This window comes from Cellulomonas pasadenensis, assembly GCF_047229365.1.
Lineage (GTDB): Bacteria > Actinomycetota > Actinomycetes > Actinomycetales > Cellulomonadaceae > Cellulomonas.
Window position 1 is genome coordinate 1 of record NZ_JBFTEP010000126.1, and the last position, 10,565, is coordinate 10,565.

Sequence of the window (10,565 nt, forward strand, 5' to 3'; positions counted from 1 at the left end):
CACTCTCCCCCCCCATCCGCCCACCCGCTCGGGGCGTTTTTGTGGGGTGGGCTGTGTTTTTTTTATACTCGACCGCACGACGGCACGGCACCCGCGGCGCCGGCCGGCGACGACCGGGGCGACCGCGACGACGACGACCTCTTCCCCGACCCGAACGCACCGCGCACGGTGCACCCGCTCACGCACGTGCTCGGCGTGGTCGTCGGGCTGCTGCTGGCCCCGGTCGCAGCCGTCGTGACGCTGCTCGGGCAGTCGCGCGTCCTCAGGGTCCAGGCGGGCGACTGGGACGCCTCGCTCGAGATCCTGGGCATCGTGCTGGTGTCGGTCGGCGTGGTGCTGCTCGCGGCGGTGGTTCTGCTCGCGCTGTGGACGCCGGCGGTGCCGCTCACCGGGGGCGTCGTGCTCGGCGCGCTCGGCGGGCTCGCGCTGTACGCGCCGGGGATCGCGCGGCAGCAGGCGCTGGCGCTGGTCGGCGACGCGTGGTCGCGCACGACCGTGGAGGCGACGGTGGCGGCGACGTCCGGCACGCTGCTGCTCGTCGGCGTGCTGCTCCTCGTGTCCGGGCTCGTCGCGGCGGCGGCGCGCCGCCGGGGCGTGCACCTGGGCGCCTTCCGCGAGCGGAACCGGGCGGCCTGACGCGGCGCCCGCCGCGCGCGGTCCGCGAGCGCGGCCCGCGGCCCCGCGACGACCCCGCCCCGGCCTTCCGGACGTTCCGGACGGCGTCGACGCGCACGTGAGGCGCGTGCGCCGCGCCGCCGCGCGGGACTAAGGTCCGTGGCGAGGACCCCTCAGGTCAGCACCGAAGAGCCGCACCGACGCCGTTGCGCAGGGAGACACCGTGACCGACCAGTCCGCCGCCCCCACACCGACCGACGCCGCGCCCGCCGCGACGCCGGGCCTGGAGAACCTCCTCACGGAGAGCCGCAGCTTCCCCCCGTCGGCGGAGTTCGCCGCGCAGGCGAACGCGACCGCCGACCTGTACGCGTGGGCGAACGCCGACCGGCCGGGGTTCTGGGGCGACCAGGCGCGCGAGCTGCTCACGTGGTCGACGCCCTTCACGCAGACCCTCGACTGGTCGGACGCGCCGTTCGCCCGCTGGTTCGCGGACGGCCGGCTGAACGCGGCGTACAACGCGGTGGACCGGCACGTCGAGGCCGGCAACGGCGACCGCGTCGCGCTGCACTTCGAGGGCGAGGGCGGCGACACCCGCACGCTGACGTACGCGGACCTGCAGCGCGAGGTGTCCAAGGCCGCCAACGCCATCGCCGCGCTCGGCGTCCGCACGGGCGACCGCGTCGCGATCTACATGCCCCTGATCCCCGAGGCGGTCGTCACGATGCTCGCGTGCGCGCGCATCGGCGCCCCGCACTCGGTGGTGTTCGGCGGGTTCTCGGCGGAGGCGCTGAGCTCGCGCATCCTGGACGCCGAGGCGAAGCTCGTCGTCACGGCCGACGGCGGCTTCCGCCGCGGCGCGCCGAGCGCGCTGAAGCCGGCCGTCGACGAGGCCCTCGCCAAGGGCGCGCCCAGCGTGCAGCACGTGCTCGTGGTCCGCCGCACGGGCCAGCCCGTCGAGTGGACGCAGGGCCGGGACGTCTGGTGGCACGAGGCGGTCGACGTCGCGTCCGCCGAGCACACGCCGGTGGAGGTCGAGGCGGAGCACCCGCTGTTCATCCTCTACACGTCGGGGACGACCGGGAAGCCGAAGGGCATCTTCCACACCACGGGCGGGTACCTCGCGCAGGCGGCGTTCACGCACCTCAACGTCTTCGACCTGAAGCCGGAGACGGACGTGTACTGGTGCACGGCCGACATCGGCTGGGTCACCGGGCACACGTACGTCGTCTACGGGCCGCTCGTGAACGGCGCGACGCAGGTCATCTACGAGGGCACGCCCGACACGCCGCACCGTGGCCGCTGGTGGGAGATCGTGCAGAAGTACGGCGTCTCCATCCTGTACACCGCGCCGACGGCGATCCGCACGTGCATGAAGTGGGGCGAGGAGATCCCCGCGCAGTTCGACCTGTCGTCGCTGCGCGTCCTCGGGTCGGTGGGCGAGCCCATCAACCCGGAGGCGTGGATGTGGTACCGCCGCGTCATCGGCGGCGACCGGACGCCGATCGTCGACACGTGGTGGCAGACGGAGACGGGCGCGATCATGATCAGCCCGCTGCCCGGCGTCACCGCGGCCAAGCCGGGGTCGGCGCAGGTGCCGCTGCCCGGCATCGCCGCGGACGTCGTGGACGACGACGCGACGCCCGTGCCGGACGGGCACGGCGGCTACCTCGTGCTCACCGAGCCGTGGCCGGCGATGCTGCGCGGCATCTGGGGCGACCCCGAGCGGTACAAGGACACGTACTGGTCGCGCTTCAAGAACATCTACTTCGCCGGGGACGGCGCCAAGAAGGACGACGACGGCGACATCTGGCTGCTCGGCCGCGTCGACGACGTCATGAACGTGTCCGGCCACCGGCTGTCCACCACGGAGATCGAGTCGGCCCTCGTCTCGCACCCGTGGGTCGCGGAGGCGGCCGTCGTGGGCGCGACCGACGAGACCACCGGTCAGGCGGTCGTCGCGTTCGTCATCCTGCGGGGCGACGCCACGGAGGCCGCCGGCTCCGACGCCGCCGCCGTGCAGCAGACGCTGCGCGACCACGTCGCCCGCGAGATCGGCCCGATCGCGAAGCCGCGGCAGATCCTCGTCGTGGCCGAGCTGCCCAAGACGCGGTCCGGCAAGATCATGCGCCGGCTGCTGCGGGACGTCGCGGAGCACCGCCAGGTCGGGGACGCGACGACGCTCGCCGACTCGTCCGTCATGGACCTCATCGCCGCGGGCCTGGACCAGCCGGCGGCGTCCGCGGACTGACCGCCGCGCCCGCCGCGACGCGCACGGCCCGGTCCCCGTCGGCGGGGGCCGGGCCGTGGTGCGTCCGGGCCCGGTGGCCCGCCCCTGCGCGGGGCACGGCCCGGCCGGGGAAGCGCTTGCGGGGCACCCGCACGGCGAAGCGTTTAGGCCGTGGAGCGCCCCTGACGCTGCTGGTTGTGTGACCCGCGCACCCGCCCGCCACCGGCCGGCGGACAGGCGGGCGGGTGCACGTCAGCACCCACACCGGCGGAACGAGGACGTCCCATGAAGCACCTGACCACGCGCGCGGTCGCGGCCTGCGCGGCCGCGCTGCTCGCCGTCGGCGGCATCACCGCCGCCGCGACCTCGGCCACGGCCGCCGACCCGGTCGGCCTGCACGTCGAGGGCACCCGGCTCGTCGAGGAGAACGGCACGCCCTTCGTGGCCCGCGGCGTCAGCCACGCGCACACCTGGTACGTCTCCGAGACCCCGCGGGCGATCCCCGCCATCCGCGCGGCCGGGGCGAACGCGCTGCGCGTGGTCCTGTCGAACGGCGTGCGGTGGACGAAGAACGACGCCGCGGACGTCACGCGCGTCATCGACCTGTGCCGCGCCAACCAGCTGGTCTGCATGCTCGAGGTGCACGACACCACGGGCTACAACGAGCAGAGCGGCGCCGCGACGCTCGCGTCGGCCGCCGAGTACTGGGTGTCGCTGCGGAGCGTGCTGCAGGGCACGGAGGACTTCATCCAGATCAACATCGGCAACGAGCCCTACGGCAACGGTGCGAGCACCGCCACGGGCTGGGCGGCCGACACCGCCGCGGCGATCCGCACCGTGCGCGCCGCGGGCCTGCGCCACAACATCGTCGTGGACGCCCCGAACTGGGGCCAGGACTGGTCCGGCACCATGCGCGACCAGGCGCCGACGGTCGCGGCGGCCGACCCCGACCGCAACACGCTCTTCTCGGTGCACATGTACGGCGTGTACGCGCAGGCATCGACGATCACGTCGTACCTGGACGCGTTCGCGGCGAACGGGCTGCCGCTCGTCATCGGCGAGTTCGGCTTCGACCACTCCGACGGCAACCCGGACGAGGACACGATCATGGCCGAGGCGCAGCGCCGCGGCATCGGCTACTACGGCTGGTCGTGGTCCGGCAACGGCGGCGGCGTCGAGTACCTCGACATGGTGACGGCCTTCGACCCGGCACGGTTCACGTCGTGGGGCACGCGGATCTTCGCGGGCGCGAACGGCATCCGGGCGACGGCCCGCACGGCGACGTTCTTCGGCGGTGCCACGCCGACGCCCACGCCGACCGTGACCCCGACCGTCACGCCCACGCCGACCGTGACGCCGACGCCCACGGCCACCCCGACGCCGACGGCCACGCCGACGCAGGACCCCGGCGGCGCCTGCACGGCCACCCTCCGCATCACCGGCGCGTGGCCCGGCGGCTTCCAGGGCTCGGTGGACGTGAAGGCCGGCTCCGCCGGCACCCGGGCGTGGCGCACGCAGTTCACGCTGCCCGCCGGCGCGTCGGTGTCGCAGGGCTGGAGCGGCGCGTTCTCGAGCTCCGGCAGCACCGTGACGGTCGCCAACGCGGCGTGGAACGGCGCGCTGTCCGCGGGCCAGACCACGAGCTACGGCTTCATCGGCTCGGGCACCGCCCCGACCGGCACGGTCGCGGTGTCCTGCTCCTGACACCCGGTCCCCGACCCACGGCGACGGCCTCCGACCCCCGGGTCGGGGGCCGTCGCCGCGCCGCCGCACCCGTGCACGGCCGGGTCCTCACCAGCCCAGGGTACGGCGCAGGCGGCGGACCGCCTCGCGGCCCGCGCGGTTCGCGCCGACCGTCGACGCGCTCGGCCCGTAGCCGACGAGCTGCAGGCGCGGCTCGCCGACGACCTCGGTGCCGTCCATGCGGATGCCGCCGCCGGGTGCGCGCAGCCCCAGCGGCGCGAGGTGGTCGAGGGTGGCGCGGAACCCGGTCGCCCACAGGATCGTGCGCGCCGGGACGAACGGCGGGCCGTCGACCCACCCGCCGACGTCGGCGGCGACGCCGGGCAGGTCGGGGGGCAGGTCGGCGGGCAGGTCGGTGTCGGCCTCGAGGCCGTCGAGCACGGGCGCGCCGGGGTCCCACGCGACGCCGTCGGGCTCGATGCGGTCGAACACCCGGCGCGCGCGCAGCACGCCCGCGGCGATGCCGGCGCGGTACGCGGGCGTCAGCGGCAGGCCCGTCACGCTGACCACCGACCGCGGCGGCAGCCCGGCGCGGGTGCGCTCGTCGACGCGGGAGACGGCCTCGCGGCCGAGCTCGGGCGTGAACGCGGCGTCGAGCCAGCGCGGCGGGCGGCGCGTCACCCAGGTCGTCGTCGTGACCTCCGCGAGCTGCAGCAGCAGCTGCACGGCGGACGTGCCGCCGCCGACCACGACGACGTGCCCGTCCGCGAGGTCGCGGGCGTCCCGGTAGTCGTGCGTGTGCAGCTGGCGCCCGCGGAACGACGCGCGCCCGGGGTACGACGGCCAGAACGGGCGCTGCCACGTGCCGGACGCGGTGACCACCGCGCGGGCCGCCCACACGACCACCTCGTCGGGGTGCTCGGCGTGCCGGGTCGTGACGAGGTAGCGGGGCTCCGGCCCGCCGTCGGGCGCCCGCTCGACGCGCTGCACCCGCACCGGTCGCTGCACGTTGAGCCCGTAGGCCTCCTCGTACTGCGCGAAGTAGTACGGCACGGCGTCCGCGGCGGGCTCGGTGGGGTCGACGACGACGAGCGGCATGCCCGGCAGGTCGTGCACCGCGTGCGCGTCGGCCAGGGTGAGGCTGCGCCAGCGGTGCTGCCACGCCCCGCCGGCGTGCGGGTTGTCGTCGAGGACGACGAACGTGCCGGCCGCCCCCTCCCACCCGCGGGACCCGACGGCCACGAGGCCGGTGCGCTGCAGGTGGTACGCCGTCGAGAGGCCCGCCTGCCCGGCGCCGACCACGAGGACGTCGACCTCGACGGTGCGCGGTCCCGCCGCCGCCCGGCGGGCACGACGCCCGCGGAGGGCGGCGGTGGCGCTGGGGGAGGAGTCCATGGCGGCGTCCACGCTACCGGCCGGCCCCGCCCGGCGTCGGGGCCGTCCGGCCGTCGCCACCGCCCGTCCACGACCCCTCCACACGCGCGGCCGCACGGACCGGACCCGCGTCGCTCCCCGGACGCGCCCGCGGGCGACGCGGCGCGTGGTGGGATGGGTCCATGACGTCCGACACCGACGCGCCGACGCTCGTGACGGCCGTCGCGGGGCCGCTGGACCCCACGACGGCGGACGCGGTGCGGCGCCTGCACCACGACGCGACGCGCGCCGACGGGGTCGCGCCCCTGTCCGAGCAGCCGCTGCTGTGGCTGACCGAGGCCGAGGCGCCCGTGGTCCACCTGCTCGCGCACGCGGGCGGCGCGACGGACCCCGGCGACGGCACCGGCCCGCTCGTCGGCTACGCCCAGCTCGACGTCGGCACGACCACCCGCGTGAGCGCGGAGGTCGTCGTCCACCCGGCCCACCGCCGGCGCGGCGTCGCGTCGGCGCTGCTCGCGCGGGCGCAGGCGGAGACCGCGACCGTGCCCGGGCGGCGGCTGTCGGTGTGGGCGCACGGCGACGTCCCGGCGGCGCGCGCGACGGCCCGGACGGCCGGCCTCGTCGTCGTCCGCGAGCTGCTGCGCATGGCCGTCGACCTCGGGGCGCACCCGCCGGCCGACGCCGTGCTGCCGCCGGGCGTCGAGGTCCGGCCGTTCGTGCCCGGCCGGGACGAGGAGGCGTGGCGGCGCGTCAACGCGCGCGCCTTCGCGCACCACCCGGAGCAGGGCCGCATGACGTCCGCGGACCTGCGTGCCCGCGAGGCGGAGCCGTGGTTCGACCCCGCCGGCTTCCTGCTCGCCGAGCGCGACGGGCAGCTGCTCGGGTCCGTGTGGACCAAGGTGCACCCCGCCGGCGAGGCGCCCGACGCGCAGCCCGGCGAGGAGGTCGGCGAGATCTACGTGGTGGGCGTCGACCCGGACGCGCAGGGGCTGGGGCTGGGGCGCGCGCTGACGGCGCTCGGGCTGGCCCACCTGCGCGACCGCGGCCTGCGCACGGCGATCCTCTACACGGGCGCGGAGAACACGGTCGCGGTGCACACGTACGAGCGCGCGGGGTTCGCGCGCGCCGCCGTCGACGTCATGTACGGGCCCCCGCCGCAGGCGGCGCCGACCGCGCAGGGGTGACCCCGGCCGGGCGGCACGACGGCCGCGCGGTGCGCCGCCCGGACGACACGACGAGTTCACCGGCGGGTGCCACCATGGGCACATGACCGACGCCCCCGCGATCGACCCGGAGCTCGCCGCGAGCATCGCCGAGCACGTCGACACCGAGGACACCGAGGCCCTCCCCGAGACCGGGCCGCTCCCCGACGACCGCTTCCTCGACCGCGAGCTGTCGTGGCTCGCGTTCAACCAGCGGGTCCTGGAGCTCGCGGAGGACCCGGACCTGCCGCTGCTGGAGCGCGTGCGGTTCCTCGCGATCTTCGCGTCCAACCTGGACGAGTTCTTCATGGTGCGCGTCGCCGGCCTCAAGCGCCGCATCGCGACCGGCATCGCCGTGACGGCCGCGTCGGGCCTGTCGCCGCGGCAGGTGCTCGAGGCGATCAGCGAGCGCGCGCACGAGCTCATGGCGCGGCACGCGGCCGTGTTCCAGGAGCACGTGCAGCCGGCGCTCGCGGCCGAGGGCGTCACGATCGTGCGGTGGGACGACCTCGGCGAGGCCGAGCAGGACCGGCTGCACAAGTTCTTCCGCCGCCAGATCTTCCCGGTGCTGACGCCGCTGGCCGTCGACCCGGCGCACCCGTTCCCGTACATCTCGGGGCTGTCGCTCAACCTGGCCGTGAGCGTCGTCAACCCGACGAGCGGCAAGGAGCACTTCGCGCGCGTGAAGGTGCCGCCGCTGCTCCCCCGGTACATCGCCGTCGACGCGTCCGGTCGCCCGAGCGCGCCGGACCACGCGGGCGCGGAGAGCGGCCCGATGTCGTTCGTGCCGGTCGAGGACGTCATCGCGCAGCACCTCGACATGCTGTTCCCCGGCATGGAGGTGCGGGAGTTCCACACGTTCCGCATCACGCGCAACGAGGACGTGGAGGTCGAGGAGGACGACGCCGAGAACCTCCTCAAGGCGATGGAGAAGGAGCTGCTGCGCCGGCGGTTCGGCCCGCCCGTGCGCCTCGAGGTCGCCGAGGGCATCAGCAACCGGGTCCGCAAGTTCCTCGTGCGCGAGCTCGGCATGTCCGACGACGACGTGTACGAGCTGCCCGCGCCGCTGGACCACACCGGCCTCAACCTCATCGCCGACCTGGACCGTCCGGAGCTCCAGTTCCCGCGCTTCGTGCCGGCGACGCACCGGCACCTGGCCGAGGTGGAGTCCGCGAGCGCGACGGACGTGTTCGCGGCGATCCGCGCGCGCGACATCCTGCTGCACCACCCGTACGACTCGTTCTCGACGTCGGTGCAGACCTTCCTCGAGCAGGCGGCGGCGGACCCGCACGTGCTGGCGATCAAGCAGACGCTGTACCGCACGTCGGGCGACTCCCCGATCGTCGACGCCCTCATCGACGCCGCGCAGGCCGGCAAGCAGGTGCTGGCGCTGGTGGAGATCAAGGCGCGGTTCGACGAGCAGAACAACATCTCCTGGGCGCGCAAGCTCGAGCAGGCCGGCGTGCACGTCGTCTACGGGATCGTCGGCCTGAAGACGCACTGCAAGCTGTCGCTCGTGGTGCGCCAGGAGGCGGACGGCCTGCGCCGCTACAGCCACGTCGGCACCGGCAACTACCACCCCAAGACGGCGCGCCTGTACACCGACCTCGGCCTGCTGACGGCGGACCCGGAGGTGGGGCAGGACCTCACGCGCCTGTTCAACCAGCTGTCCGGCTACGCGCCGAAGTCGCGGTTCCACCGCCTGCTCGTCGCGCCGCGCTCGGTGCGCACGGGGCTCGTCGCGCGGATCGAGCGCGAGGCGGAGGCGGCGCGCCGCGGCGACCCCGCGTGGATCAAGATCAAGGTCAACTCCATGGTCGACGAGGCCACGATCGACGCGCTGTACCGCGCGTCGCAGGCGGGCGTGCCGATCGACATCAACGTGCGCGGCATCTGCGCCATCCGGCCCGGCGTGCCCGGCCTGTCCGAGACGATCCGGGTGCGCTCGATCCTCGGGCGGTTCCTCGAGCACTCGCGCGTGTTCGCGTTCGCGCACGCGACGCCGGAGCCGGACGACGGGTTCGAGGGGCCCGAGGTCTTCATCGGGTCGGCCGACCTCATGCACCGCAACCTCGACCGCCGCGTCGAGGCGCTCGTGCGCGTGGCGGACCCCGCGCAGGTCGCCGAGCTCGTCGAGCTGCTCGACGAGTCGAACGACGAGCGGACCTCGTCGTGGCACCTCGGCGCGGACGGCGTCTGGGAGCGGCACCACCGCGGGCCCGACGGGCCCCTCGTCGACGTGCAGCAGGCCCTCGTCCAGCGGCAGAGGCGCCGTCCGGGCTCGTCGCGGTGAGCGCAGGCACCGGGCCGGCGGTGCAGGCCGCCGGCGCCCTCGTGTGGCGCGTGCGCGCGAGGCGGCTGCAGGTCGCCCTCGTGCACCGGCCGCGGTACCGCGACTGGTCGTGGCCGAAGGGCAAGCTCGACCCGGGCGAGTCCGCGCCGGCCGCGGCGGTGCGCGAGGTCGAGGAGGAGACCGGGCTGGCCGTCGTCCTGGGCGCGCCGCTGCCCGGGCTGGAGTACGAGCTGTCCGACGGCCGGCGCAAGGTCGTGCACTACTGGGCGGCGCAGGTCGCCGGCCGGGAGGACGGGGCGGCGCTCGGCGCGCGCCCGCACGTGGAGCCGGCGGGGGCGGACGAGATCGACCGGTGGGAGTGGTGCGACGTCGCCGCCGCCGCCCGGCGGCTGACCCGCAAGGCGGACCGCCGGCCGCTCGACGCGCTCGTCGAGGCGTACGCGAAGGACCGGCTGGACACGCGCGCGGTCGTCGTGGCGCGGCACGGCCAGGCCCGCAAGCGCGCCCAGTGGGACGGCACCGAGGCCGACCGGCCGCTCACGCCGCTCGGCGCCCGGCAGGCCGAGGCGATGGTGCCGGTGCTCGCGGCCTTCGGGGTGGCGCGCGTCGTGACGAGCGGCTGGGAGCGGTGCGCCGCGACGGTGGCACCGTTCGCGCGGGCCGCGGGCGTGTCCCCCGAGGTGGCGCACGAGCTCACCGAGGCGCGGCACGATGAGTCGCCCGCGCGCGTCGCGGCGCTGGTCGACGGGTGCCTCGACGCGCGCGTCGACACCGTGCTGTGCACGCACCGGCCCGTCCTGCCGACGGTGCTGGACGTGCTGGCGACGCACGCGCGCCGCCCGGCGGCGAACCGGCTGCCCGCCGAGAACCCCTACCTGCAGCCCGGCGAGGTGCTCGTGGCGCACGCGGCGGTGACGCGGCGCGGGACGCGCGTCGTCGCGGTGGAGACGCACCGCTCGACCGTCGAGGACTGACCCCGCTCCCCCGGCCGGCGGCGCCGGCGGTGCGCCGGCCGACGGAGCGGCGGGGGTCAGCCGCGGGCGCCGGCCCGCCGGCGGCGCGCGAGCAGGACGCCCGCCGCACCGGCGACCAGGAGACCCGCGGCCACGGCCACCAGCGGTCCGGCCGTCGCGCCCGTGGCGCTCAGGCGGTCGGCCGCCGGGCGCGCACC

The 10,565-nt window shown here is 75.9% G+C and carries 8 protein-coding genes; 6 read left to right on the plus strand and 2 right to left on the minus strand.

All coding sequences use genetic code 11. The features are described from left to right. The 3 genes from AB6N23_RS14905 to AB6N23_RS14915 all read left to right on the plus strand — a co-directional run. The coding region (locus AB6N23_RS14905; RefSeq protein ID WP_412866796.1) for a hypothetical protein at positions 1 to 636 on the plus strand (636 nt) is incomplete at its 5' end. A gap of 202 nt (positions 637 to 838) precedes the next feature. After that, positions 839 to 2,863, plus strand: a complete 2,025-nt coding sequence (gene acs / locus AB6N23_RS14910) for an acetate--CoA ligase (RefSeq protein ID WP_412866797.1) — start codon at positions 839 to 841, stop codon at positions 2,861 to 2,863. A gap of 264 nt (positions 2,864 to 3,127) precedes the next feature. Beyond that, positions 3,128 to 4,546, plus strand: coding sequence for a cellulase family glycosylhydrolase (locus AB6N23_RS14915; protein WP_412866798.1), 1,419 nt, complete (start codon positions 3,128 to 3,130; stop codon positions 4,544 to 4,546). An 87-nt stretch (positions 4,547 to 4,633) separates the two neighbouring features. Here AB6N23_RS14915 and AB6N23_RS14920 read toward each other — a convergent pair whose 3' ends face one another. Beyond that, entirely contained in the window at positions 4,634 to 5,920 is a 1,287-nt protein-coding gene (locus tag AB6N23_RS14920; protein WP_412866799.1) for an NAD(P)-binding domain-containing protein, read from the minus strand. A 161-nt stretch (positions 5,921 to 6,081) separates the two neighbouring features. On the opposite strand from AB6N23_RS14920, the gene mshD reads away from it, so the two are divergent. The 3 genes from mshD to AB6N23_RS14935 all read left to right on the plus strand — a co-directional run bounded on the left by mshD (position 6,082) and on the right by AB6N23_RS14935 (position 10,368). Then, positions 6,082 to 7,083, plus strand: coding sequence for a mycothiol synthase (gene mshD, locus AB6N23_RS14925; protein ID WP_412866800.1), 1,002 nt, complete (start codon positions 6,082 to 6,084; stop codon positions 7,081 to 7,083). Positions 7,084 to 7,165: 82 nt separating this feature from the next. Then, positions 7,166 to 9,394, plus strand: coding sequence for an RNA degradosome polyphosphate kinase (locus AB6N23_RS14930; RefSeq protein WP_412866801.1), 2,229 nt, complete (start codon positions 7,166 to 7,168; stop codon positions 9,392 to 9,394). Next, positions 9,391 to 10,368 carry an NUDIX hydrolase gene (locus AB6N23_RS14935; protein WP_412866802.1) on the plus strand — a complete coding sequence of 326 codons (978 nt, stop codon included), beginning with the start codon at positions 9,391 to 9,393 and terminating at the stop codon, positions 10,366 to 10,368. The genes AB6N23_RS14930 and AB6N23_RS14935 overlap by 4 nt, the downstream gene beginning before the upstream one ends. 56 nt (positions 10,369 to 10,424) lie before the next feature. On the opposite strand, the gene AB6N23_RS14940 is transcribed toward AB6N23_RS14935, so the two are convergent. Continuing rightward, a complete protein-coding gene (locus AB6N23_RS14940; protein ID WP_412866803.1) occupies positions 10,425 to 10,541 on the minus strand; it encodes an LPXTG cell wall anchor domain-containing protein in 117 nt (38 codons plus the stop codon). Between the last annotated feature and the right edge of the window lie 24 nt (positions 10,542 to 10,565).

Bases quoted from the DNA above. Each gene is read 5' to 3' on its own strand.
- AB6N23_RS14920 (WP_412866799.1), bottom strand. From the start codon at position 5,920: ATGGACTCCTCCCCCAGCGCCACCGCCGCCCTCCGCGGGCGTCGTGCC.
- mshD (WP_412866800.1), top strand. From the start codon at position 6,082: ATGACGTCCGACACCGACGCGCCGACGCTCGTGACGGCCGTCGCGGGG.
- AB6N23_RS14915 (WP_412866798.1), top strand. From the start codon at position 3,128: ATGAAGCACCTGACCACGCGCGCGGTCGCGGCCTGCGCGGCCGCGCTG.
- AB6N23_RS14930 (WP_412866801.1), top strand. From the start codon at position 7,166: ATGACCGACGCCCCCGCGATCGACCCGGAGCTCGCCGCGAGCATCGCC.